General features: G+C 76.7%; 20 protein-coding genes and 1 riboswitch. Of the genes, 11 read left to right on the top strand and 9 right to left on the bottom strand.

Going from position 1 to position 23957, the window contains the following annotated elements; genetic code table 11:
- Nucleotides 1–130: 130 nt before the first annotated feature.
- The gene (locus ACZ5GH_RS26030) at nucleotides 131–706 is read left to right on the top strand and encodes a hypothetical protein (protein WP_464335373.1); all 576 of its coding nucleotides are present in this window, start codon (nucleotides 131–133) and stop codon (nucleotides 704–706) included.
- 115 nt (nucleotides 707–821) lie between these two features.
- On the top strand, nucleotides 822–1889 hold the full coding sequence (locus ACZ5GH_RS26035) for a cobalamin-independent methionine synthase II family protein (RefSeq protein WP_464335374.1): 1068 nt from the start codon (nucleotides 822–824) through the stop codon (nucleotides 1887–1889).
- Between the two features lie 83 nt (nucleotides 1890–1972).
- Here ACZ5GH_RS26035 and cobC read toward each other — a convergent pair whose 3' ends face one another.
- Entirely contained in the window at nucleotides 1973–3019 is a 1047-nt protein-coding gene (cobC, locus tag ACZ5GH_RS26040; RefSeq protein ID WP_464335375.1) for an Rv2231c family pyridoxal phosphate-dependent protein CobC, read from the bottom strand.
- Nucleotides 3016–3516: a cobalamin biosynthesis protein gene (locus ACZ5GH_RS26045; RefSeq protein WP_464335376.1), complete on the bottom strand. Its 501-nt coding sequence runs from the start codon at nucleotides 3514–3516 to the stop codon at nucleotides 3016–3018. The genes cobC and ACZ5GH_RS26045 overlap by 4 nt, the downstream gene beginning before the upstream one ends.
- 390 nt (nucleotides 3517–3906) lie before the next feature.
- Here ACZ5GH_RS26045 and ACZ5GH_RS26050 point away from each other — a divergent pair, with 390 nt between their 5' ends.
- The 3 genes from ACZ5GH_RS26050 (at nucleotide 3907) to ACZ5GH_RS26060 (ending at nucleotide 7399) form a co-directional block, all read left to right on the top strand.
- Entirely contained in the window at nucleotides 3907–5355 is a 1449-nt protein-coding gene (locus ACZ5GH_RS26050; protein WP_387758405.1) for an MFS transporter, read from the top strand.
- Nucleotides 5352–6383, top strand: a complete 1032-nt coding sequence (locus ACZ5GH_RS26055; RefSeq protein ID WP_387758407.1) for a TolB family protein — start codon at nucleotides 5352–5354, stop codon at nucleotides 6381–6383. The genes ACZ5GH_RS26050 and ACZ5GH_RS26055 overlap by 4 nt, the downstream gene beginning before the upstream one ends.
- A gap of 122 nt (nucleotides 6384–6505) precedes the next feature.
- The gene (locus tag ACZ5GH_RS26060) at nucleotides 6506–7399 is read left to right on the top strand and encodes a hypothetical protein (protein WP_387758408.1); all 894 of its coding nucleotides are present in this window, start codon (nucleotides 6506–6508) and stop codon (nucleotides 7397–7399) included.
- Nucleotides 7400–7504: 105 nt separating this feature from the next.
- Here the strand turns inward: ACZ5GH_RS26060 and ACZ5GH_RS26065 are convergent, their stop codons facing one another.
- The gene (locus ACZ5GH_RS26065) at nucleotides 7505–8458 is read right to left on the bottom strand and encodes an EamA family transporter (protein ID WP_387758410.1); all 954 of its coding nucleotides are present in this window, start codon (nucleotides 8456–8458) and stop codon (nucleotides 7505–7507) included.
- A 146-nt stretch (nucleotides 8459–8604) separates the two neighbouring features.
- On the opposite strand from ACZ5GH_RS26065, the gene ACZ5GH_RS26070 reads away from it, so the two are divergent.
- From ACZ5GH_RS26070 to ACZ5GH_RS26080, 3 genes are all read left to right on the top strand, one after another.
- Complete coding sequence (locus tag ACZ5GH_RS26070) at nucleotides 8605–9117, top strand: MarR family winged helix-turn-helix transcriptional regulator (RefSeq protein WP_387758412.1); 513 nt, start codon at nucleotides 8605–8607, stop codon at nucleotides 9115–9117.
- A 117-nt stretch (nucleotides 9118–9234) separates the two neighbouring features.
- A complete protein-coding gene (locus tag ACZ5GH_RS26075) occupies nucleotides 9235–10857 on the top strand; it encodes an SMI1/KNR4 family protein (RefSeq protein ID WP_464335377.1) in 1623 nt (540 codons plus the stop codon).
- Between the two features lie 109 nt (nucleotides 10858–10966).
- Complete coding sequence (locus ACZ5GH_RS26080; RefSeq protein ID WP_387758416.1) at nucleotides 10967–11413, top strand: prevent-host-death family protein; 447 nt, start codon at nucleotides 10967–10969, stop codon at nucleotides 11411–11413.
- 128 nt (nucleotides 11414–11541) lie between these two features.
- Here ACZ5GH_RS26080 and ACZ5GH_RS26085 read toward each other — a convergent pair whose 3' ends face one another.
- Nucleotides 11542–12735 carry an FAD-dependent monooxygenase gene (locus ACZ5GH_RS26085; protein WP_387758417.1) on the bottom strand — a complete coding sequence of 398 codons (1194 nt, stop codon included), beginning with the start codon at nucleotides 12733–12735 and terminating at the stop codon, nucleotides 11542–11544.
- A gap of 117 nt (nucleotides 12736–12852) precedes the next feature.
- On the opposite strand from ACZ5GH_RS26085, the gene ACZ5GH_RS26090 reads away from it, so the two are divergent.
- Nucleotides 12853–13464 carry a TetR/AcrR family transcriptional regulator gene (locus ACZ5GH_RS26090; RefSeq protein ID WP_464335378.1) on the top strand — a complete coding sequence of 204 codons (612 nt, stop codon included), beginning with the start codon at nucleotides 12853–12855 and terminating at the stop codon, nucleotides 13462–13464.
- Nucleotides 13465–13590: 126 nt separating this feature from the next.
- Here ACZ5GH_RS26090 and ACZ5GH_RS26095 read toward each other — a convergent pair whose 3' ends face one another.
- The 5 genes from ACZ5GH_RS26095 to ACZ5GH_RS26115 are packed head-to-tail and all read right to left on the bottom strand — an operon-like array spanning nucleotide 13591 to nucleotide 20213.
- A complete protein-coding gene (locus ACZ5GH_RS26095) occupies nucleotides 13591–14988 on the bottom strand; it encodes a cobyrinate a,c-diamide synthase (protein ID WP_387758420.1) in 1398 nt (465 codons plus the stop codon).
- A gap of 4 nt (nucleotides 14989–14992) precedes the next feature.
- Nucleotides 14993–15598 (bottom strand): cob(I)yrinic acid a,c-diamide adenosyltransferase, encoded by a 606-nt coding sequence (gene cobO, locus ACZ5GH_RS26100; RefSeq protein WP_387758422.1) that lies wholly within the window; start codon nucleotides 15596–15598, stop codon nucleotides 14993–14995.
- A 6-nt stretch (nucleotides 15599–15604) separates the two neighbouring features.
- Entirely contained in the window at nucleotides 15605–17713 is a 2109-nt protein-coding gene (locus ACZ5GH_RS26105) for a putative cobaltochelatase (RefSeq protein WP_464335379.1), read from the bottom strand.
- A complete protein-coding gene (locus ACZ5GH_RS26110) occupies nucleotides 17710–19224 on the bottom strand; it encodes a cobyric acid synthase (RefSeq protein ID WP_387758426.1) in 1515 nt (504 codons plus the stop codon). Before ACZ5GH_RS26110 ends, ACZ5GH_RS26105 begins: the two co-directional genes overlap by 4 nt.
- Complete coding sequence (locus ACZ5GH_RS26115) at nucleotides 19221–20213, bottom strand: cobalamin biosynthesis protein (protein WP_387758428.1); 993 nt, start codon at nucleotides 20211–20213, stop codon at nucleotides 19221–19223. The genes ACZ5GH_RS26110 and ACZ5GH_RS26115 overlap by 4 nt, the downstream gene beginning before the upstream one ends.
- Nucleotides 20214–20320: 107 nt before the next feature.
- Nucleotides 20321–20453: riboswitch (cobalamin riboswitch) on the bottom strand.
- 321 nt (nucleotides 20454–20774) lie between these two features.
- On the opposite strand from ACZ5GH_RS26115, the gene ACZ5GH_RS26120 reads away from it, so the two are divergent.
- Nucleotides 20775–21896 (top strand): alpha/beta hydrolase family protein, encoded by a 1122-nt coding sequence (locus ACZ5GH_RS26120; protein WP_464335380.1) that lies wholly within the window; start codon nucleotides 20775–20777, stop codon nucleotides 21894–21896.
- A 664-nt stretch (nucleotides 21897–22560) separates the two neighbouring features.
- Complete coding sequence (locus ACZ5GH_RS26125; RefSeq protein WP_464335381.1) at nucleotides 22561–23886, top strand: hypothetical protein; 1326 nt, start codon at nucleotides 22561–22563, stop codon at nucleotides 23884–23886.
- The last annotated feature ends 71 nt before the right edge of the window (nucleotides 23887–23957 follow it).

Below are 23957 nucleotides of genomic sequence, written 5' to 3' on the forward strand. Positions count from 1 at the left end.
CGCAGCACGCCGCAGGCCCCCTCCCGCCCCGGGACGGGGCCTGCGGGCGTTCCCCGGTGCCCGGTACGGGGCCCGATCGTGACCCGCGAACCGCTGGTCAAGCGTCTCCGCCGGGCCGAGAATTCAAGGCATGACCCAGCAGCCCCTGCTCCTCCTCGACGTGGACGGACCGCTCAACCCCTACGCCGCGCCGAAGCGGAAGCCCGAGGGCTACGCCACCCACCGGCTGCGCCCGTCCTGGTGGGTGGCGAAGCAGGAGCACCTGGCGGCGGTCCAGGCGCGGCAGGCGACGCGCGCCAGGCACGCCAAGCCGCCCGCCGTCCGGGTCAAGCCGCTGCGGGTCTGGCTGAACCCGTCGCACGGCGAGGAGCTGCTGGCGCTGCCGTACGAACTGGTTTGGGCCACCGGGTGGATGGGCGAGGCGAACACCCTGATAGGGCCGCACATCGGCCTGCCCGAACTGCCGTACATCCGCTGGACCGACCTGTTCGGCGTGAACCCGGACGGACTGCACTGGAAGACCAGGGACGTGGTCGCCTGGGCCGCCGGGCGCCCGTTCGTCTGGGTGGACGACGAACTCGGCCCGCGGGACCAGGAGTGGATCACCGCCCACCACCCCGGGCCGGCGCTCGCCCTGCACGTCAACCCCCGGATCGGGCTGCTGGCCGAGGACTTCGCCAGGCTGCGGGAGTGGGCCGAACGCTAGTGCTGCGACGGGGGCGTGAACCGGGGGCGTGGGGGCGCGCAAGGTGTGAAGGGCCGGGGGGAGTGCGCCGCGCGCCCCATTGTGGACCCGGCACCACCCTTTCTAACGTCCACTCATGACCATCATCACGGAGCCCATCGGCAGCATCCCGCGGCCGCGCATCCTGCTGGACGCCCTCGCCGAGCACGCCGAAGGGCGGCTCTCCGACACCGATCTGAAGAAGCTGCAGGACGAGGCCACCGCCGACACGCTGGCCAAGCTGGAGGAGCTGGGGTGCCCCGTCCTGGTGGACGGCGAGCAGGCCAAGCCGAGCTTCGTCACCTACCCCCTCGCCGGGCTGGCCTCCCTCGCCGGGGACGGCGCCGTCATCCCCTTCGCCGACGGGCACACCCGGCAGCTGCCGCGGCTGACCGCCGGCCCCTTCCGGTACCAGGTCCGGGCCGAGAGCTATCTGCGCGACGCCCGCCGCCACACCGCGCGGCCCGTCAAGCAGGCCGTGATCGCGCCCTCGGCGCTCAGCCTGCTCTACCCGGCCGACGGCATCGACGGGTACTCGCGCGAGGAGTTCCTGCGGGACCTCGCCGCCGAGGCCGAGGCCGACATCCGCGGCTGCCTGGACGCGGGCGCCCACGTCGTCCAACTCGACTTCACCGAGGGGCGGTTGTCACTCAAGCTGGACCCGTCGGGCGGCCTGCTGGAGGACTTCGTGGCCCTCAACAACCAGGTGCTGGAGCGGTTCACCGAGGAGGAGCGGGCCCGCCTCGGCGTGCACACCTGCCCGGGCGGGGACCAGGACTCCACCCACAGCCTGGACGTCGACTACGCGGAGCTGCTGCCCAGGCTGTTCCGGCTCAAGGTCGGCAACTTCTACGTGCAGCTGGCGAGCGAGGCCGACCCCGAGCGCGTCCTCGCCGTCATCGCGGATCAACTGCGCCCGGGGATCCGGGTGTTCGTCGGCGTGACCGACCCGATCGACCCCCGGGTGGAGAGCCCGGAGGAGGTGCGCGACCGGGTGCTGGCCGCGGCCCGGTACATCCCGGTCGACCAGCTCGGCACCACCGACGACTGCGGGTTCTCGCCGTTCGCCGACGACGCCTCGACCTCGCGCGACACCGCCTTCGCCAAGATCGCGGCCCGGGTGCGGGGCACGGCCCTGGCGGCGGAGGCGCTCGGGGTCCGGTAGGCCCGCGCCACGCGCCGTGTCCGGCCCTCCTCGTCCGTCCGGCCGGTCGGGCGGGCCGGCGAGGAGGGCCGATCCCGCGGCGTTCAGGCCGAACCGAGCACGGCCCCCAGGGCATCGAGGAAGCGGTCGGTGGTGGCCTCGTCCCGGACGGCGATCCGCAGCCACTCCTCGCCCAGCCCCGGGAAGGTGTCCCCGCGCCGGACGGCGAAGCCGTGCTCGCGCAGCCGCTGCCGGACGGCCGCCGCCTCCGGCAGCCGTACCAGGACGAAGGAGGCTGCCGGTTCGCCGTACAGCCGTACGGACGGGAAGGCGGCCAGGCCCTTCACCAGGTGCTCGCGCCGGAGCGCCAGTTCGGCCGCCGCCCGCTCCGCCTCGGCGAGCGCCGCCGGGGCGCTGCACGCCTCGGCGGCGGCCAGCGCCGGGGTGGAGACCGGCCAGAGCGGCTGGGCGGCGCCCAGCTCGGCGATCAGCGGCGCCGGCCCGAGCACGTAGCCGATCCGAAGCCCGGCCAGGCCCCAGGTCTTGGTGAGGCTGCGCAGCACGACGACCCGGCCGGGCAGGCCCCGGACGGAGGCGAGGGACTCCCGTTCGCCCGGCACGGTGTCCATGAACGCCTCGTCCACCACCAGGGTGCGCCCCGGCCGGGCCAGGGCGGCGACGGCCTCGGCGGGGTGCAGCACGGAGGTCGGGTTGGTCGGGTTGCCGAGGACGACCAGGTCCGCCGCCTCGGGGACGGCGCCCAGTCGGAACCCGTCCCCGGGGGAGAGCAGCACCCGGTGCACCCGGTGTCCGGCGTCCCGCAGGGCCGCCTCGGGCTCGGTGAACTGCGGGTGCACCACGACGACATGACGAGGTGTCAGCACCCGCGCCAGCAGGACGAAGGCCTCCGCGGCGCCCGAGGTGAGCAGCACCTCCCCGACCGGGCGGGCGTGCCGGGCGGCCACCGCGGCGCGCGCGGCGCTCTGGTCGGGGTAGGCGGCGAGGTCGCCGAGGGTGGCCGCGAGGTGCTCGCGCAGCCAGGCCGGGGGAGTACCGGTGCGGACGTTGACGGCGAGGTCGACCAGGCCGAGCCCGTCGGCGCGGACCTCGGCGTCGCCGTGGTGGCGCAGGTCGGGTTCGGGGGCGGTCACGAGGGATCTCCTAGCGGGGCGGTGCCGGCGGTGCCGGGGGTGGGCGGTGCCGCTGCGGGCGGACGGTTCGGGTGGTCGTCGGGGCTCGCGCCGGGCGCGGCGGAGCGGGCGATCGCGACCGTGGCCCGTGCCGACTTCCGCTTGGTGACCACGAGCCGGCCGCCCGGCGCGCTGGCCAGCGCCGCCGCCTCGGCGACGCTCGCGGTGCCGACGGCGGTACCGACCGCGGGGGAGGGGTTCGGCACCGGCACGCCCGCCAGCGCCTCGGGCGGGTGCTCGTCCACCGGTACCCCGGGGAGGTGGTCGGCCGTCCAGCGCACCGCCGGATGGTCCGCCTTGCCCGCCACGGTGGCCAGCCGGGCCACGGCGGCGAGCGGCAGTCCGGCCTCCCGGAGGGTGTCCGTCAACAGCCGCAGCACCTCGGTCCGTTCGGCGCCGCTGCTCGCGCCGATGCCGACCACCAGGGTGCGCTGGGCGACGGCGACCAGTCCGCTCACGTGCCGCACCCTTTCGTCCCGAGCTCCGGTGATCCCACCACGCCCGGCCGGAACGGGTCAATCGCGGCGGGTGTGACGTCCGACGCCGTTCCCGGCGGGCGGAGCGGGGGCGGGGCTGGTGGGGCGTCCGACGCCGTTCCCGTCGCCTCGGTCCGTCGCGGGCCCACCCGGGCACTGCAGCTGTTCGCCTGTTCTTCACCCGCGTTGTGCGGTACACGACACCATGACGCTCCTACTGTTCTCGGCGCTCCCGCCCGGGAAGCCCCGACATCCGGAGGACCCCATGGCCTTCGCACGACCGCGCACCCCCGTGACCCCCGCCCCCGGCGCCCCCGCCGCCACCCCGCCCTCGCGCCCCGGCCGCGCCACCGGATCCCGGAACTGACGCCCGTGTACGTCGCGGACTCCCGCAGCTCGAAGGCCCCGGCCGCGTCGGGCCCCACCGCGTCGACCCCCGCCGGGCCGGCCGCCGGGCGGGGGCGACGGGCCGCCGTGCCCGGCGCGGTCGTCGCCCTCGGCGCGGTCAGCCTGGTCACCGACGTCTCCTCCGAGATGGTCACCGCCGTCCTCCCCCTCTACCTGCTCACCGGCCTCGGCCTCTCCCCGCTCGGTTTCGGCCTGCTCGACGGCATCCAGAACGGCTTCAGCGCCCTGGTCCGGCTGGTCGGCGGCCACCTCGCCGACCGCCGCGGCCGCGACGGGGCCGCCCGCCACAAGGCCGTCGCGGCCGTCGGGTACGGGCTGTCCGCGCTGTGCCGGCCGCTGCTGCTGTTCGTCCACACCGTGCCGCTGATCGGTGCCGTGATCGCCGTCGACCGCACCGGCAAGGGCCTGCGCACCGCGCCCCGGGACGCGATGATCTCGCTCGCCACCGAACCCGCCCACCGCGGCCGGGCGTTCGGGGTGCACCGGGCGATGGACACGGCCGGCGCCCTGCTCGGCCCGCTCACCGCCTTCCTGGTGCTGCGGCTGGCCGGCGGTCCGCTGCTCGCCGACGGCGGCGAGCGGCACGGCTACGACGCGGTGTTCACGGTCAGCTCGTGCGTCGCGGCGCTCGGCGTGCTGATCCTGCTGCTGTTCGTGCCGAACCGGCAGCAGGGTGACGACTTGTCGACTTCCGCGCCCTCGCTGCGCGACAGCCTCACCCTGCTGCGGCTGCCGGGGCTGCGCCGGTTGACGCTCTGCGCCGTCCTGCTCGGCCTCACCACCGTCAGCGACTCCTTCCTCTACCTGCTCGTCCAGCGCCGGCTGGACCTGCCCGTCGGCCTGTTCCCGCTGCTGCCGCTGGGCACCGCCGCCGCCTTCCTGCTGCTCGCCGTCCCGCTCGGCGCGCTCGCCGACCGGATCGGCCGCCACCGGCTCTTCCTCGCCGGGCACGGGGTGCTGCTGCTCGCGTACGGGCTGCTGCTCTCCCCGCTGCGCGGGCTGCCGGTGGTGGTCTGCGTACTGGTGCTGCACGGCACCTTCTACGCGGCGACCGACGGCGTGCTCGCCGCCGCGGCCGCCGACGCCGTGCCCGCCGAGCAGCGCGGCGCCGGGCTGGCCCTGGTCGGCACCGGGCAGGCGCTGGCCCGGTTCGCCTGCTCGCTGCTGTTCGGCGCGCTGTGGGGCGTGGTCGGCGGCCCGGCGGCGCTGGGCTGGTCGGCGGGGGCGCTGGCGCTGTGCGTGCTCGGCGCGGCGGCGGTGCTGCGCCCGTCCGGACCCGCCGCGGACGGGTCCCGGTCCGACGCCGGGCGGCCCGAGCCGGGCGCCGGGCAGCCCGAGCCCGACGCCGGGCTGCCCAGCGCCGCCGGGCAGCCCGATCCCGATGCCGCCAAGACCCAGGAGGAGACCCGATGAACCTGCGGAACCGGACCAGGGTGATCATCCTGCTGGTGGCCGTCGTGCTGCTCGGCGCGGTCGGCACCGGGGCCGTCCTGTACGCCGCCGACCGCACGGCCCGCCGGGACCGGGCCCAGCCCGGCGGGCCGTCCGTCGAGTCCGGCCCGGTGTCCCTCCAGGCGCACGACGGCGGACGACGGCTGCTGTTCCGCAACATGGCCTGGGGCCCGCACCGGGACGAGGTCACCTCCGTCGCCGCCGACCACCCGGACGGCCCGCGCACCGCCTCCGGCGTCCAGTGCCTGCGCTTCCACGCCGCCGCCGGCACCGGCGTCTGCCTCCAGGCCCAGCACGGCGCGCTGGAGGACACCTACCGCGCCGTGGTGCTGGACGACCGCCTGCGCGAGCTCCGCTCGTTCCCGGCGGCCGGCATCCCCACCCGCTCCCGGGTCTCCCCGTCCGGGCACCTCGCCGCCTGGACGGTCTTCGTCAGCGGCGACTCCTACGCGGGCAGCGACTTCTCCACCCGCACCTCGATCGTGGACGTCCGGGACTGGAACCTGCGGGAGAACCTGGAGGACTTCGCCGTCGTCCTGGACGGTCACCCGTACCAGGCGCACGACGTCAACATCTGGGGCGTCACCTTCGCCGACGACACCACCTTCTACGCCACCCTCGCCAGCGCCGGGCGGACCCACCTCGTCCGCGGCGACCTCGCCGCCCGCACCCTGACCACCCTGCACGACAACGTCGAGTGCCCCTCGCTCTCCCCGGACGGCACCCGCGTCGCGTACAAGAAGCGCGTCCCCGGCCTGCCCGCCGACTCCCCGTGGCGGCTGTACGTGCTCGACCTCGCCACCATGACCGAGACCGCCACCGCCGAGCAGCGCAACATCGACGACCAGGCGCTCTGGTCCGGCGACGGCACCCTGCTCTACGCGCTGCCCGGCGACTACGGTGCCGACCTGTGGACCGTCCCGGCGGACGGTTCGGGCAGCGCGCGGCAGGTCACCGGGGCCGCGGTCGCCCCCGCCTACCTGGGCTGAGGAACTCTGGGCTACGGTCCCACGTCGAGCAGAGTGTGACGTCCTGATCAGGCGTCCGGAACGAATGTCCTGATCAGGCGTCCTGATCGAGCGTTCTGATCGAACGGGGGAGCGAGACAACCGTGGACGGCATCCCACCCGAGCGCATGGTGACCGACTCGTGGCCGGCCCTGCACGGCCGCCCGGTCCTGCGGCGCACCGTCGCCGTCGGACTGGTGCTCTGCGTGTCCGTCGCCGCCGCCCTGGTGGTGCGCGGCGTCAACACGCTGACCGCCGGCCGCGTCGGCCGCGAGACCGACCGCGACCGCGCCGAACGCCTGGCCGGCCTCCACCCCTCCCAGCACCCCGGCCTCGGCCGCTTCTACGTCCCGGTCGGCGCCGTCTACACCCACACCTCCGACGGCGCCCCGGTCGCCTACCTGCACTACCGCCTCGGCGGCGGCAGGGCCCCGGGCCTCGGCGACTTCCTCAGCGCCTACGACCTGCCCTCACCCGGCCCGGCCGCCCGGCTGCCGGCCGACCTGCTCGCGGCCCTCGGCGGCGACGAGCCGGCCGAGGCACCGGAGCTCCCCGAGTCCCCGCTGCCGCCGGCCGTCGGCCCCTCCCCCGCTCCGTCCGGGACCGCCGCCGAGAGCCCGGCACCGACGGCCGATCCCGCCGACCCCGGCGGCCCGCCCGGCCTCGCCACGGAGCCCGGTGAGCCCCCGGCCGACTCCGGGGGGCTCACCGCCGACTCCGAGGCGTCCGTCGCCGATCCGACCGTCGCCGACCCGACCGTCGCCGACCCGGAGGCCCCGGCCGCCGAGCCGGCCCCCGCCGTCGCCCCGGCTCCGGCGCTGGAGGAGCCCACCCCCGAGGACCCCGCTCCGGCCGTGACCCCCACCCCGACCTGGACCGCCTCGCCGAGCCCCACCGGCCTCCCCGGCCACGCGCCCACCGCCCGCCGGATCTATGTGGCCACCATCCCCGGCGGCCTCCCCGGCGCCGCCGACATCTACGTCCGCGCCACCGGCTGACCCACCGCCCGCGGCCCGTCCGCGCGCCCCTGTCGGCCGTCGGCAGCACGCCCGCGCCCCCGCCGTGGACTTCGGCGGGGGCGCGGGCGTTCGGGACGGTGCCGGTCAGCGGGTGACGGCCGGTTCGCGCCGGGGGGCGGGGAGGACCGGCGCCGCGGCCGGCACCGGCGCCGGAGCGGGGGCCTGGCTCGGGGCCGCGGCGCGGCGGGCGGGGGCCTGGCCGGCGAGCATGGCGGCGAGGGCGAGGAGGAGGCCGAGCACCTGCCAGGGGGTCAGGGTCTGGCCGAGGACGACGAGGCCGCCGAGGGTGGCGACGACCGGGTTGATCAGGCCCAGGAACGAGGCCGGGCCGGCGCCGAGGTGCTCGATGCCGCGGAACCAGAGGAAGTAGCCGAGCGCGGTGCCGACCAGGCCGAGGTAGCCGAAGCCGGCCAGGTTGGCGGCGCTCAGGGCGGGCGGCGCGCCCTCGACGACGGCGGCGAGCGGGACGAGGAAGACCGAGCCGGCCAGGAGCTGCCAGGCGGTGAGGTCGAGCAGGGTGGCGCCCTCCGGGCGGCCCCAGCGGCGGGTGAGGACGGTGCCCATGGCCATCAGCGCGACCCCGGCGACCATCGCGGCGATCCCGACGCCGTTCAGCCGGGCACCGCTCTTGAGCACCAGCAGGGCCACTCCGCCGACCCCGACCAGTCCGGCGACCACCGCCCGCCGGCCGGGCCGCACCCGCAGCACGCCGATCGAGAAGCCGGTGACCAGCAGCGGCTGGATCGCCCCGATGGTGGCGGCCACGCCGCCGGGCAGGCGGTAGGCGCCGACGAACATCAGCGGGAAGAACAGCCCGATGTTGAGCATCCCGAGCACGGCCGCGCGCCCCCACCAGCGCCCCTTGGGGAGTCGGCGGCCGATCAGCAGCAGGAGCAGTCCGGCGGGGAGCGCGCGGAGCGCGGCGAGCAGCAGCGGGCGGCCCTCGGGCAGCAGCTGGGTGGTGACCAGGTAGGTGGTGCCCCACGCGGCCGGGGCGAGAGCGGCGGTGGCGGCGATCGCTGCGCGCTTGCGGTCCATGACGTCCCCCTGAACGTTGATTATCTGAACGTTGAGATATTTCTACGCCCAGGATCGGCGAACGTCAAGTATGTGAATGTTAAGATATCTGTGTAGGGCAGACGGACGGACGACTTCGGACAGACGGCTCCGGGAGGGCGACGGACATGCAGCAGCAGCGCGACACCGTGGACGACATCGTCGAGCAGTGGGCCCGGGCCCGCCCCGACCTGGACGCCGGGCCGATGGCCCTGATCGGGCGGCTGCGACGGCTCAACGCCCGGGTCGACAACGCCCTGCGCGAGTACTTCACCGAATGCGGCCTGGACTCCTCCGAGTTCGACGTGCTGGCCACCCTGCGCCGCTCCGGCGAGCCGTACGAGCTCAACGCCCGCGCGCTGCTCAAGTCCGCGATGGTCACCTCCGGCGCCATCACCAACCGGGTCGACCGGCTGTCCGCCAAGGGCCTGGTCGAGCGCAACCCCTGCCCGACCGACCGCCGCGCCGTCCTGGTCCGCCTCACCCCGGCCGGCAAGGACCTGATCGACGGCGCCCTGGCCGGCCACGTCCGGAACGAGGAGCGCATCCTCTCGGCCCTCGATGCGGAGGAGCGCACCCGGCTGGACGCCCTGCTGCGCAAGCTCCTCATCGCGCACGGGGACACCGAGCCGCTCCTCTGAACCCGGTCGAACCCGGTGCCGGGCGCCTCCGGGGCGGGGTGCGGCACCCCGCCCCGGGCGGCTGTCGGCGGCCCCTGCCATGCTGTCCCGCACCACGGAGCACGAGGGGGCGGGGCAGTGATCGAGGGCACCGGGCAGGTCGAGGAGCCGATGGCCGGCGTGGCGCGGCGGATCGCCGAGGGCATCGCCGCCGCGGCGCCCGAGGGCTGGACGGAGGCCGTGCTCGCCGTCTCGGCGGGGCCGGGCGGGCTCTCGTACTCCGGTGACCACGTCGTGCCCGGCGCGGCCGGCCGCGGCACACCTGTGCAGGCGCGCTTCGGGGAGCTGTACGAGCTGTCCGAAGGCGTCCGGCGGGCCCGCGGCTGGCAGCGGATGTCGCTGGAGCTGCGCTGCCGCCCGTCCGGGGAGCACGAACTGACCGCGTTCGACGACTCCCTCGACAGCCTGCGCTCGTCGGGCGACGGCTTCCTCGCCGTCCTGGACGACGACTACCGGCTGCCGGTCCCCGGCGCGGACCAGGAGCCCGGTACCGCCGCCCCGGCCGGCGACCCGGCCCTCGCCGTCGCGCACTTCCGCACGTACCTGGAGCGCCGCGCCGCCGTCCTCGGCCGTCCGGACCAGCTGCCGCCGGCCGCCTCCGACGCCGGGATCGAGGCCGTCGAACGCCGCCTCGGCCACGCCCTGCCCGCCGATCTGCGGGCCCTCTACCGGATCGCCGACGGCGACCGGGTCGACGGCCGGCACGGCCACCTCGTCGGCGGCTACGGCTGGCTGTCGCTGGCCGGCGCGGCCGCCGTCCACGAGCGCGTGAGCGCTCCCGACTGGTTCGGCTGGAGCCTGGGCTGGAACGCGGTGGTCCTCGACGCCGACCCGCCCCAGACGGTGCGCCGCTGCGGCGCCCACCCGGCCTGGCTGCCGTTCGCCACCGGCGGGGACGGCAACTACCTCGCCGTCGACCTCGCTCCGGCCCGCGACGGCCGGCCCGGCCAGGTGATCCGGATCGGCCGCGACCACGACGAGGGGCCGCAGTACGTCGCCGAGTCCGTCACGGCCCTCTTCCGCCGGTACTCGGACCAGCTGGCGGCGGGCGCGTACGAGGTCGACGAGGACTGGATCGGGCTGACCGGCGAGGCCTTCCGGGAGGAGGCGTCCGGCACCGACCGGGCGTCCGTCCGGCGGGAGGTCATCGGCGCCGTCCCGGATCCCGTCCCGCCGCAGCTCCAGGCGCTGCACGTCAACGACGCGGCCGGGTCGGTCGACCTCTCGCCCCTCGCCGCCGCGCCCCTGCTGCGGCGGCTGCACCTCAACCGCTCCGTCACGGCGGACCTGACGCCGCTGCGCGAGCTGCCCGTGGAGTCCCTGCGGGTCACCCTGGCGGGCGGCGACCTGACCCCGCTGGCGGGCCACCGCGAGCTCCGGGCACTGGAGTTGGCGACACCCGCGGACGGTGACGCGGTGCCGCTCGACCTCGCCGCGCTGCGGACGGTGCCGAACCTGCGCGCCCTGGACCTCTCCGGCGCCGCCGTCCGCGACCTGACCGTCCTGGCGGACCTCCCCGAGCTGCGCTACCTCGCGCTCGACGGCCGGCAGTGGGCGCGGCTCTCGGCGGCCGACCGGATCCCGGCCGGCCTCGCCGCCGTGCGCCTCGCGGACCGTGCGGCCCCGATGGCCGACGCCCTGGCCTGGGCCGCCGGTCTCGGCCTCGACACCGGGGGCGCCCTCCGCCTGCGGCTGCGCTGACGGGCGGCGCGGCCCGTCGCGGGGCGAGCGGACCGCCCGGGGCCGGGGGCCCGATCGGCATTGACCTCGGAAGAAGTTCCGAACTACCTTCTGGCCATGCCGACCCCCCGTGTCGTTCTCCGAGCTGTCGAAGAACTCCAAGCGTGTCGCGGACACCGTGGAGCGGGCCCGGCGCGTGCGCGTCACGCGGCGGGACGGTGAGGACCTGTACCTCACCACCGAGCGCCACGACCGTCAGCGCGAGGAGACGGCGGACGTCACCGCGCGTCTGTTCGCCGCGCTGATCGGCAGCGACGAGGGCGCGCGGGCCGTGCTGCCGGCCCTTCCCGCCGTCTTCCCCTGGACCAATCACCTGTCGGCCGAGGAGGTCCGCGAGTTCGTCGTCGACCTCGTCGACGCGACGCGTGACGTCGTCGAGCTGGACGTGCACGCCGGTCTGCACCGGGTGACAGCCGAGTGGCGGGCCACCGCCAGAGTCCTCGCGGACCCGGACCTGACGGCCGAGCTCACCGCACCCCTCCCCGGCGACGATCACGGCGAGGTGGTCGAGCCGTGAGCCCTGGCCGTGGCGACGACGTCCCCGTCGCCACCCGTCGGCGGTCGGTCGTCGCGCCCGGCCGGGTGCCGGTCAGGCCTCGGTAGCGGTGCCCGGCGTCGATCCCGTTCGGCGGTGGGGTGCTCCGCTCACCGTGCTCCGCGCAGGGCCGGCGGCTGCCAGTCGTACGTCGGGGCGGAGCGGCTCAGCAGGGCGCGGGCGGGGAGGAGGCCGGCGAGGGTGAGGGCGGTGGTGCGCAGGGCGGTGGCGGCGGGGGAGCGGAGGGCGACGAGGTCGCCGATGCGGCGGGAGCCGGCGACGACGGCGGTGGTGCGGGGGAGCCGGGCGGCGGTGTAGTCGGGCAGGGCGGCGGCCGGGTCGGCGCCGGGGGTGAGCATGGAGGCGAGGACGAGGGCGTCCTCGATGGCCTGGCAGGCGCCCTGGCCCAGGAAGGGGCACATCGCGTGGGCGGCGTCGCCGAGCAGGGCGACCCGCCCGTGGTGGTGGGCGGGCAGCGGGTCGGCGAGGTCCCAGACGTCGTGGCGCAGGACGCGCTCGGGCTCGGCCAGGGCGAGCAGTTGCGGCACGGGGGCGCACCAGTCGCCGTACCGGCGCAGCAGTTCGGCCCGCTCGTCGCCGTCGGCGGCGCGCTCGCCGGCCGGGGCGAGGGCGGCGCCGTAGAGGTAGACCCGGCCGTCGGCGAGCGGGACGATCCCGGCGAGCCGCCCGCGGCCCCACACCTCGCCGACGGCCGCCGGGTGGCGGTCGGGGGCGACGATGGTGCGCCAGGTGGTGAAGCCGCTGTAGCGGGGGCCGGGATGCCCGGGGAAGAGCAGGCCGCGGGCCGCGGAGCGGATGCCGTCGGCGGCGACCACCAGGTCGGCGCTCTCCTCCCCGTCGGCGGTGCGGACGACGGCGGGCCCGGTGGCGTCGCCCGGGGCGACGAGGGTGGCGGGCGATCCGGTGCGGACGGTGCCCGCCGGGAGCGCGTCGACCAGGGCGTTGATGACGTCGGCGCGGGCCACGGCGGCGATGGTGTCGCCGAAGCAGGCCTCGAACGCCGAGGTGCTGGTACGGGCGAGCCAGCGGCCGGAGGGGTGGCGCAGGCCGATGGCGGGGTGCGGGGTGGCCAGGGCGCGCAGGCGCCCGCCGACGCCGAGCCGGTCGAGGGAGCGCAGGGCGTTGGGGGCCAGGGCGAGCCCGGCGCCGACGGGTTCGAGGGAGTCGGCGCGCTCGTGGACACGCACGGGGAAGCCCTGCCGGTGGAGGGCGAGGGCGGCGGCGAGCCCGCCGATGCCGCCGCCGATGACGATCGCCTGATGCCTGTCCCGCGGGCTGCCCATGGGTGGGCTCCTCTCCTCGCACTACATCCGTAGTGTCCGTCTGCCGGCACCGTACTACAGATGTAGTTCGCGGGGCACTGCTGCTGTAGTGAATTGGCTCGCCCGAGGAGAAGGGCCATGATCGGACCCATGACACCCCCGCGCCCGATCCTGATCGCCGACGCCGCCATCGCCCTGATCGCCGAGCGCGGCCTGCGCGGGCTGACCCACCGCGCGGTGGACGAGGAGGCGGGCCTGCCCGCCGGCTCGACCTCCAACCTCGCCCGGACCAGGGCCGCCCTGCTCGAACTCGCGCTGACCCGGATCGCCGAGCGGGAGACCGAGGACCACCCGGACCTCATCGCCGAGCCCCCCGCGGCGGCCCCGCCCACCCCCGCCGCCGCGCGGGACCTCCTGGTCCGGGTCGGCGCCGATCTGCTGCACCGGGCGCTCACCAGCGGCCGCCGGCTCACCGTGGCGCGGCTGGAACTCGCCCTGGAGGCCACCCGGCGGCCCGAACTGCGGGTGGTCTACGACCGCTTGGGCGGGCGCTTCGCCGACATCGCCGCGGCGCTGCTCGCGCAGTGCGGTTCGGCCGAACCGACGGCGGACGCCCGCCGTCTGATCCGCTGGTGCGACGGGGTGCTGTTCAACGCGACGGCGGGCAGCGGGCACTGGAACATCCCGGCGCCGGAGGAACTGCGCGACGAGGTGGCGCGCTACCTGGCCGCGCTGCTCGACCGGCGGTAGCCCGCCGCCCCCGTCCCGGCCGCCTACCGCCCGGCCGTCTACCGCGCGGCCGTCTACCGCGCGGCCGTCACCCGCGCGGCCACCGCCGGCTCGCAGCGCCCCCGACCCCGAGCCCCGGCCGCCGAACTACGCGGCCCCGCCCGGCCCCGCCGCGAGGTCCCGCGCCGCGAAGTCCGCCGCCGCGGCCGCGAAGGAGGACGCCAGCGCCGGTGCGCCCGCCCAGTGCAGGTGCAGGTACGAGGCGTGCACGTTGCCGCCCGCGAAGCCCTCCGTGCGGGGGCCGGTCGGCAGGCGCCAGCCCCAGGCGGGGAGTTCGCCCGCGCCGGGCTCGCAGACCGTGCGGTGGAACTCGTGGCCGCGCAGCCTGGTGCCGGCCGGGGCCAGCGGGGAGTCGTGCAGGGCGACCGCCTCCCGGTAGCCGAGGGTGAGCCGTTCGGTCATCCGGGCGTCGGTGGGCAGCACGCCGCACATCGGCAGACCGTCCAACTCCCGCCCCAGGTAGAGCAGTCCGGCGCACTCGGCGGCGATCGGCCCGCCCGCGGCCGCGAACCCGGCGATGGCGGCGCGCAGCGGGGCGTTGCCGCTCAGCTCGCGCACGTACAGCTCGGGGAAGCCGCCGCCGATGACCAGGCCGGCCGCCCCCTCGGGCAGTGCCGAGGCGTGCAGCGGGTCGAACGGGACCACCTCCGCGCCCGCCGCGCCGAGCAGTTCGGCGTTCTCGGCGTACGAGAAGGAGAAGGCCGGGCCGCCCGCGACCGCGATCCGCGGCCGGCCGGCCACCGGGGTGGCCTCGGCCGACGGGTCCCACGGCTCGGCGTCCAACTCCGGGGCGGACCGGGCGAGTTCCAGCACGGCGTCCAGGTCGACCGAGGAGGCCACCAGTTCGCCCATGTCGGCGACCGCCTTGAGGGCCTCCGCCGAGCGCTCCACCGCCGGGATCAGCCCGAGGTGGCGCGACGGAGTGGCGACCGCCGCGGAGCGGCGCAGCGCGCCCAGCACCGGGACGCCGGAGCCCTCCTCCAGGGCCTCGCGCAGCAGTTGCTCGTGCCGGTCGGAGGCGACCCGGTTGAGGATCACCCCGGCGAGCCGCACCTGCGGGTCCCAGGAGGCGAAGCCGTGCACCAGCGCGGCCACCGAGCGGGACTGCGAGGAGCCGTCCACCACCAGCACCACCGGCGCCCGCAGCAGCTTGGAGACGTGTGCCGTGGACGCCAGCTCCCCGCGCCCGGAGGCGCCGTCGAACAGGCCCATGACCCCCTCGACCACCGCGACGTCCGCCCCGGCCGCGCCGTGCAGGAACAGCGGCGCGATCCGCTCGGGCCCGCACAGGAAGGCGTCCAGGTTGCGGCCCGGGCGCCCGGCGGCGAGCGCGTGGTAGCCCGGGTCGATGTAGTCGGGGCCGACCTTGTGCGGCGACACCGCCAGCCCGCGCGCGGCGAGCGCCGCGATCAGGCCGGTGGCGACGGTGGTCTTGCCGGCGCCCGAGGAGGGCGCGGCGACGACGAGGCGGGGGATGCTGCTCAACGGTCTACCACTCGATGCCGCGCTGGCCCTTGCGGCCGGCGTCCATGGGGTGCTTGACCTTGGTCATCTCGGTGACCAGGTCGGCGAAGCCGGTCAGCGCGTCGGGGGCGTACCGGCCGGTGATGACGACGTGCTGGCTTCCCGGGCGGTCCGCGAGCACGGCCACCACCTCCTCCGGGTCGATCCACCCCCAGTGCATCGGGTAGGTGAACTCGTCCAGCACGTAGAAGCGGTAGGTCTCGGCCGCGAGGTCCCGCTTGACCTGCTCCCAGCCCTCCTTGGCCGCCTCCTCGCTGGACATCTCCTGCTCGGCGGAGCGCTGGATCCAGGACCAGCCGGAGCCCATCTTGTGCCAGTCGACGGTGCCGCCCTCGCCGGAGGCGCCGAGCACGCGCAGCGCGTTCTCCTCGCCGACCTTCCACTTGGCGGACTTCACGAACTGGAACACCCCGACCGACCAGCCCTGGTTCCAGGCCCGCAGCGCCATGCCGAACGCGGCCGTGGACTTGCCCTTGCCGGGGCCGGTGTGCACGGCGGTGATCGGCAGCGTACGGCGCTGGCGGGTCGTCAGGCCGTCTTCGGGGACGCTCTCGGGGACACCCTTGGGCATGTCGGCTCAGGCCGCCTTTCGCATCGAAGCAGTCGAAGTGGCACCACGGTTCCCGGTGCGGTTCTCGCGGACGAGCGAGGCCACGCCCTCGGCGCGCAGCTCGTCCAGGCTGACGGCGGTGCCGCCGAGCAGCCCGGCCAGGGTACGGGCCAGGCCCAGGCGGACCGGGCCGGACTCGCAGTCCAGCACCACGCTCGCGGTGCCCTGCGCCGCGAACAGCGCGGCCGCGCGGCGCGACCGGGCGAGCGCGTCCTGCCCGCCGGTGGCCCGGCCGTCGGTCACCACGACCAGCAGCGGGCGCCGGCTCGGGTCGCGCAGCCGCTCCACCCGGAGCACCTCGTGCGCGCGCAGCAGGCCGGCGGCCAGCGGGGTCCGCCCGCCGGTGGGCAGCGACTCCAGCCGGGCCGCGCCGACCTCCACCGAGGAGGTGGGCGGCAGCGCCAGCTCGGCGCCGGCGCCCCGGAAGGTGATCATGCCGATCTTGTCGCGGCGCTGGTAGGCGTCCATCAGCAGCGACAGCACCGCGCCCTTGACGGCGGTCATCCGCTGCCGGGCGGCCATCGAGCCGGAGGCGTCCACCACGAACAGCACCAGGTTGGACTCCCGTCCCTGGCGCACCTGTTCGCGGAAGTCGTCCTTCTTCAGGACCAGGGCCCGCCCGGTGCGCCCGCGCGCCGCCTGGTGGGGCGCGGCGGCCTGGAGGGTGGCGGTCAGGTGCAGCCGGCCGAGCACGCCCTGCGGGCGGCGGGCGCGGATGGTGTGCCCGCCGGTGGTCTCGGCGGGGGAGCGGCGGCCCTGGGCGCCGTGCCCGGTGCCCTTGACGGTGAACAGCCGGGTCCGGTACGGGTCCCCGGCCGCGACCGGCGCCGACTCCCGCGCGGGGGAGGGCTGTTGGGCCGGTACGGGCGGCTGCGCGGGCTCCTCGGCGGCCTCCGGGCCGTCCGGGCCCTCGCGGCCGTCGAGACCGCCTTCGGGGCCGGACGGCTCGGGGGCGCCACCGCCGTCGGGGCCACCGCCGTCGGGACCGTCCCCGTCCGGACCGCCGTCCTCCGGACCGCCGTCGGGACCGGGCCCGTCACCCTCGGGCTCCGGGTCGTCCTGCTGCGCGTGCTCCTCCAGCGTCCGGTCCAGCTGCTCCTCGTCCAGCCCGGGCGCGTCGAAGGGATTGCGGCGGCGCCGGTGCGGCAGCGCCAGCCGGGCGGCCTTGCGGACGTCCTCCTCCAGCACCTCGGTGCGCCCGTCCCAGGCGGCCAGCGCGACGGCGGTGCGGGCCATCACGATGTCCGCGCGCAGCCCGTCCACCTCGAACGCGGCGCAGACGGCCGTGATCTGACGCAGCGCCACGTCGGCCAGCTCGACCTGGGGCAGCAACTCCCGCGCCGCGGTGATGCGTTCGGCGAGCGCCCGCTCCTCCTCGGCGAACCGCGCGGCGAAGCCGGCCGGGTCGGTGTCGTACGCGAGCCGTCGGCGGACCACCTCGGCGCGCTCGGCCGGGTCCCGGGTGGCGGCGATCTCGACGGTCAGGCCGAACCGGTCGAGCAGCTGCGGCCGCAGCTCGCCCTCCTCCGGGTTCATGGTGCCGACCAGCAGGAAGCGGGCCGCGTGCCGCACCGACACGCCCTCGCGCTCGACGTAGGAGCGGCCCATCGCGGCGGCGTCCAGCAGCAGGTCCACCACGTGGTCCTGGAGCAGGTTCACCTCGTCGATGTAGAGCACGCCGCGGTGGGCCCTGGCGAGCAGTCCGGGCTCGTAGGCCTTGACGCCCTCGGCCAGCGCCCGCTCCAGGTCGAGCGAGCCGACGATCCGGTCCTCGGCCACGCCGACCGGCAACTCGACCAGCTGGGAGGGCCGTTCGGAGGCGGACGGGGAGACGTGCGGCCCGTCCGGGCACTGCGGGTCGGGCGCGCCCGGGTCGCAGGCGAAGCGGCAGCCGTCCACGGTGGCGATGGACGGCAGCAGGCCGGCCAGCGCGCGCACCATGGTCGACTTCGCGGTGCCCTTCTCGCCGCGCACCAGCACGCCGCCCACGGCCGGGGAGACCGCGTTCAGCAGTAGCCCGAGCCGCAGGTCGGCCATGCCGACGATCGCGGTGAACGGATAGCGGACGTCGGTCATGCGTCACTCCCAGGGGCCCCGGGCGGCAGGAACGGCAGCGATCCGGCCGCCGGCACCCCGCCCTCGATCAGCTTCCACAGCGCGTCGGTGTCCGCGTGTTCCTCGATCAGGTCGCCCAGCCGGTCCAGCCGGGCCTCGCGCGCCGCGGCGAAGGAGGTGTCCGGCGCCGGGACGAACGCCCGGCCGGACGACTCGGCGACCTCGCGCAGGAGTTCACGGCGGAACCCGTCGTTCTCCAGCGCGCCGTGCCAGGTCGTGCCCCGGACCGCGCCCACCCGGCAGCCGTCCAGGAACGGGGTGCCGCCCTCGACCGCCACCACCCCGTGGTGGATCTCGTAGCCCTCGACCCGCTGCCCGTACGCCTCGCCGACCGGCCGCGCCAGCACCTTCTCGGCGCCGAACCGCACCCGGGTCGGCAGCAGGCCGAGCCCGTCGACGGCGCCCGCCTTCGACTCGACCTCGTCCACGATGGAGTGCGCCAGCATCTGGTAGCCGCCGCAGACCCCGAGGACCGGCAGTCCGGCCGCCGCCCGTGCCTTCAGGGCCGGCTCCAGGCCGCGCTCGCGCAGCCAGGCGAGGTCCGCGACGGTGGCCCGGGTGCCGGGCAGCACCACCAGGTCGGCGTCGGCCAGCTCCTCCGGCCTGGTCGCCCAGCGGACCAGCACGCCCGGCTCCTGCGCGAGCGCGTCCAGGTCGGTGAAGTTGGACAGCCGGGGGAAGCGCACCACGGCCACCCGCAGCACGTCCGCGCCGAGCGGTCCGGGCCCGTCCGTCCGGTCGACCACGGTGGACAGGTCCAGCGAGTCCTCGGCGTCCAGCCAGAGCCCGGGCAGCATCGGCAGGGTGCCCAGCACCGGACGTCCGGTCAGCTCGTGCAGCATCTCCAGCCCGGGCGCCAGCAGCCGCGAGTCGCCGCGGAACTTGTTGACGAACCAGCCCGCCACGTGCCGCTGGTCCTCCGCCGACAGCAGTGCCAGCGTCCCGTACATCGCGGCGAAGACCCCGCCGCGGTCGATGTCCCCGACCACCACCACCGGCAGGGCGGCGGCCGTGGCCAGGCCCATGTTGGCGATGTCGCGGTCGCGCAGGTTGATCTCGGCCGGCGAGCCCGCGCCCTCGCAGACCACCACGTCGTAGCGGCTGCGCAGGTCGGCCAGGCACTCCAGGGCGCGCTCCAGCAGGACGGGCTTGCGCTCGCGGTAGTCCAGCGCGCCCACCTCGGCCACCGGCCGGCCGAGCAGCACCACCTGGCTGCGGCCGTCCGCGCCGGGCTTGAGCAGCACCGGGTTCATCGCCGCCTCCGGCTCCACCCGGGCGGCCTGCGCCTGCATCGCCTGGGCGCGGCCGATCTCGGCGCCGTCGGCGGTGACGAAGGAGTTGAGCGACATGTTCTGCGCCTTGAACGGCGCGACCCGCACGCCCTGGCGGGCGAGCCAACGGCAGATCCCGGCCGTCACCACGCTCTTGCCCGCGTCCGAGGTCGTCCCCGCGACCAGCAGCGCGTTCGTCATGCCCGCCCCCTCTTCTTCATCAGCGTCCGCAGCAGGACGTGCCCCGCGACCGTCGTACCCAGCGCCAGTGCGCCCACCCGCCGGGAGAGCGCGCAGGCCCGTTCGATGTCGTCCACCGTGACCGGGCGCAGCTCCGCGCCCAGCACCGGCCGGTCCTCCACCTGCTCGCCGTACCGCAGCGTCCCGCCCAGCCGCACGCCCACCGCGCCGGCGAACGCCGCCTCGGCCTGGCCCGCGTTCGGGCTCGGGTGCGCGGAGCCGTCGCGCCGCCAGATCCGCCAGGCGGTCCGGGGTTCGGGCGCGGCGGCCACCGTCAACAGTGCCGTCAGCCGGGCGCCGGGCCAGCCCGCCAGGTCGTCCAGCCGGGCCGAGGCCCAGCCGAACCGGGCGTAGCGCGGCGAGCGGTGGCCCACCATGGCGTCCAGGGTGTTCACGGCGCGGAAGGCCAGCAGTCCGGGGGTGCCGGCCAGGGTGCCCCAGGCCAGCGCGTTCACCACGGCGTCGGCGGTGTTCTCGGCCACCGACTCGACCACGGCCCGGGCGATCTGCTGCCCGTCCAGCGCGCTCGGGTCCCGCCCGCACAGGTGCGGCAGCCGCTCCCGGGCGGCCGCGAGGTCGCCCGCGGCGAGCGAGCGGCCGATGGTGCGCGCCTCCCGGGTCAGCGAGGTGCCGCCGAGCACGGTCCAGGTCGCGGCCGCCGCCAGCGCGGCCCGGCCCAGCGGGCGCCGGCCCACCGTACGGTCCAGGGCGAGCGCGCCCGCCGCGACCGCGCCCACGCACAGCGCCGTGTACCCGGCCCCGGCGGCGCGGCCGTCGCGCCACACCCTGCGCTCCAGCCGGATCGCGGCGCTGCCGAAGACGGCCACCGGGTGGCCCCGGCGGGGGTCGGCGAAGCGGGTGTCGGCGGCGTAGCCCGCGGCGGCGCCGAGCGCGAACGCGGCGGCGCGGGTCAGCGGGCGCGGAGCGGGGGAGGCGGTGGGCGGGGTCATCGGCCGCACGGCGGAAGGCAGCTCGGAGTCCGGCCGGGCGGGGCAGCCTGCATCGCGTGCGTGTCCTCACTCAGGGTCCGCGCCCTGGATCGACGTGACGGGGGCGAGAGTCTCCTGGCTTCCGGGTCGAACGCACTCCCGGAGCCTTCCAGCGGCCGTCGACGGCCCGCCGTGGCGATGTTCCGAGCGTGCTCCCCGGTGACAGTGGCGGGACCGCGCCGGACTTCCACCGGCTTCCTCTCCATGCCTCCGTTTGGCCCCAGGATCCCATCACGGGCCCGAACCGGGAGTCAACCGAGGTCACGGAGGGGTTGGTCACACGCCGGCCCGCTGGCACCCCGTGGGATCGCCCGGCACCGGCAGGCGCCGGCAGCGGCACCGGCCCGGGCGGTCGCCCTCCCGACCGTCCCCTCCTCGGGCCCGCCCGCCCGCCGCCCGCCCGCCGCCCGGGCGACCCGGACGGCCCATCGGGGTGGCCGTCCGGGTGGCCGTCCGGGCGGGGCGCAGGTGAACTGGTGCTCGAACACCGTCCGGTCCGAGAGCAACAGAGCGGGGAGCGATATGCGTTGGGGAACCGCCGCCGTCGTGGCGGCCGCCGCGGTCGGGGCCACCGCGGCCGGGGCCGCCGTGCTGGTGATCGGCCGTCGGGCCTCCGAGCGGATGGTCCGTCCGGCGCCCGCCGTCCAGGAGTCGGCGCCGGTGGTGGTCCGCGGCCTCGCCCCCGGCCGGGTCACCTTCACCCGCGGCCCCGCGAGCCTGCGCCCCGGCCGCTGGGCGGTCGAGTGGGCGGACGGCGGGCACGCGGTGGTCGAGGAGGTCCTGCACGGCGACGAACGGGGCGTCACCCGCCGGCTGGTCCGCGCCGACCGGGGCACCCTCGCCCCCGGGACCGAGGTCCGCTTCACCCCCCGGGTCCACCTCGGCGACCCCTCCGAGGCGCTCGGCCTGGCCTTCGCCGACACCGCCGCCGACGGCGAGCTCGGCGCGCTGCCCGCCTGGCGGCTCCACGGCAAGCGCGGCACCTGGGTGATCCTGGTGCACGGCCCCGGGGCCGACCGCCAGCAGACCCTCCCGGTGTTCCCCGTGCTCGACCGGCTCGGCCTGCCCGCCCTCGCCGTCACCTACCGCGGCGACCGGGGCGCCCCCGACTCCCCGGACGGGCTCAGCCACTTCGGCGAGACCGAGTGGCGCGACGTCGAGTCGGCGGTACGGCTGGCGCTCGACAGCGGCGCGGGCAAGGTGGTCCTGTACGGCTGGTCCCTCGGCGCGACCATGGTCCTGCAGACCGCGGCCCGCTCCGTCTGGTCGCACGCCGTCCGGGGCCTGATCCTCGACTCTCCCGTGCTCGACCTCCCGGCCTCCGCCCGCCGGGACGCCGCCCGGGCCGGTTTCCGGGGCGTCGCCGCAGAGCTTGGCGCCCTCGCCGCCGAGGGCCGCACCGGCGTCGACCTCGCGGACTCCGCCCGTCTCGCCGAGGGCACCGACCTGCGGGTGCCCACCCTCGTCCTGCACAGCCCGGAGGATCGGATCGCCCCCTTCGGCACCGTCGAGAAGCTGGCCGCGGCCCGCCGCGACGTGGTCAGCCTCCAGCCCTTCCCCGGCGCCGACCACGCCACCCTCTGGAACACCGCCCCGGACCGCTACACGGAACTCCTCCGCCGCTGGCTCACGCCGCTGCTGTAGCCCGGGAGCCCCCCCTCGCGCGCGCCGCGTTTTCGGCCGGGTCACGACGGTTTCCCGCCGCGCTTCCCCCCGGTCCGCGAATGGCGCTTTCTCCCGTTCCGCCCGGCGTGCACGAGAAGTCGGCCCGGCCGACTTCTCGTGCGGTGCGCTTCCCCCGCCCCGCCCGCCATCCGTCCGGAATCGGGCTGGACAGCCCCGCCGGGCCGGGGCGGCGCGGATCCCCCGCGCGAAAACCACCCCGCGGTCGGGGGCAACAATGGGCCCCGGCTCGTTACCCCCCACCCGTACGCAGGGTGACCGGGCGAGCATTCCCGGCAACCGGGGGGTGACGAGTGGCATGGCCAGGTCACACGTTTCCGGCCAGGCGGTATGCCGTTGTTGCCCGATCTTGCGGAGGTGCCGCCACCGGTCGCCCGGTCGTACGGACAACCGGATGTGACAGAAGGCCGGTGCAAGGGGAAGACTGCTCGACGTGACGTCTCGGAACCCGCGCGACCGTGATGCCCCGCTCCCGCCGACGATCGGTACCGGTGCGACGGTGACCCGTCTCCCCGGAACGGCCCAACGGCCCGCCGGTGGCAGGCCGGGCGGGGCGGGTGTCCCCCGTAACGGAGTACCCCGGCGACGAGGGCCCGCTCCGGCTCCCGGGCGCGGCAGGGTTCCCGTGCCGGAGGGCTTCCCGGCACCCGCCGAGCTGGCGCCGCTGGCCCGCCGGATGCTGGTGGACGCCGTCCGGGTCGCCCGCTGGGCCGGCGAGCTGGCCGAGGTCGACAAGCGCGGCGAGCTGCTCCCGGAGGACGCCCGCGCGGCGGGCCGGGCGCTGGCCATGACGGTCGGCGCGGCCACCAAGGCCTGGGGGCGGGCGCTGCTGGTGGGCCTGGTGGAGCCCCGCGACGGCGGAGCCGGCCCCGGCTGGCGCCTGCACGCCTGGGAGCACGACGACGAGGCCGTGGTGCGCGGCTGGTCGGCGCTGTTCGACGCCTGGACCCTGCTCGCCCCGGTGCCGCCCGCCGCGCTGCGCGGCGTGTTCGCCGTCCTGGCCGGGCAGGCCGTGGACCAGGCCCCGCAGCTGCTCTCCTTCCTCCACCTGGTGGACGGCCCGGTCGCCGAGAGCGAGCTGCTGGAGCTGCTGCGCCGCGGCCTGGACGAGCGCCGGGTCGGTGCGGGCCTCGGCGGGCCGGGCCTGTCGCCGGTGCCGCACGCGGCCTCGGCGGTCTCTGCCGTCCGGGGCACCTGCCGCGCGCCGCAGATCGACACCCCGGCCGCGCCCTCCGACGTGGCCGCCGTCCTGGACTGGATGCTGGACGGCCTGGCGGCCGTCGGCGCCCTGGAGCGCAGGAACGACGCCGCGGAGCTGTCTCCGCTCGGCCACTGGGCGGTGCGGGCGAAGCTGGAGGAGATCTGCACGGTCGCGCAGACCGCGGCCGGGCACATCGAGCAGAGCGCCTTCGAGCTGCTGAACGCCTGTGCGGACTACTCGCCGGGCCCGGCCCGCGCCGAGTTCCGGGCCTGGGTCGCGGCCCGGCCCGCGGACCGGGCGGTGGGCGAGCTGCTGGACGCCGCCCAGGGCGACGACGCGCTGGTGCGCGGGCTGGCCTTCGAGGCGCTGCGGGTGGCCGGCGGTCCGGCCGAGCAGGCGGTGCGCGCCGCCGTGGACGAGCCGGTGCTGCGCCCCTACGCGCTGCTCTGGCTGGCGGAGCGCGCGGACGAGGGGGTCTCCCCGGCGGACGTGCTGGGCGCGGAGGACGCGGCCTGGCTCTGGGTGGACACCGCGGCCGCGGTGCTCGACCACGGCGAGACCGAGCTGCTGGTGGGCCACGTCGAGGGCGCCTCGGCGGGCGACCCGGTCCGGCTGTTCGCCCGGGCCCGGCAGTCCGGCCACCCGCGGGCGGCCTCGGTGCTGACGGCGGTCTCCGGCGTGCACCCGGACCCGGCCGTGGCCCGGGCGGCCCGCCGCTCGGCGTTCAGCGTGCACACCGGCGGCGCCTGAGCCCGCGGCCGCGGCGCCCGACCGCGACGACGCACGGGAAAGGGCCCGGAACCACCAGGTTCCGGGCCCTT

It is taken from the genome of Kitasatospora sp. Xyl93, assembly GCF_055383135.1.